Raw genomic sequence first — 300 nt, forward strand, 5'->3', positions numbered from 1 at the left:
GGCCATACTGGCTGACGGCACGCGCCTCGATGCCGATATCGTGCTCGTCGGCATTGGTATCCTGCCCAATGAAGAACTCGCCAGGGACGCCGGCATCGCGTGCAATAACGGCATCCTTGTCGATCGCGATGCCCGTACGTCCGACCCGCGCGTCTTCGCGGCGGGTGACTGCGCCAGCCGTCCTCTCGTGCATTTTGGCCGGTCGGGACGTCTTGAAAGCGTCCACAATGCCATCGAGCAGGGCAAGCTCGCGGCGGCCGCCATTCTCGGCAAGCCCCGCCCGGCGGAAGACTGCCCCTG

Annotated in this window: 1 protein-coding gene; it reads left to right on the forward strand. The window is 66.0% G+C overall.

From position 1 onward, the window contains the following. Positions 1-300 (forward strand): FAD-dependent oxidoreductase (locus tag HY30_RS19890; RefSeq protein WP_162176981.1); only part of this gene is annotated, 300 nt, incomplete at both ends.

Origin of the sequence: Hyphomonas chukchiensis (assembly GCF_000682695.1) — a bacterium.
Taxonomy (GTDB): domain Bacteria; phylum Pseudomonadota; class Alphaproteobacteria; order Caulobacterales; family Hyphomonadaceae; genus Hyphomonas; species Hyphomonas chukchiensis.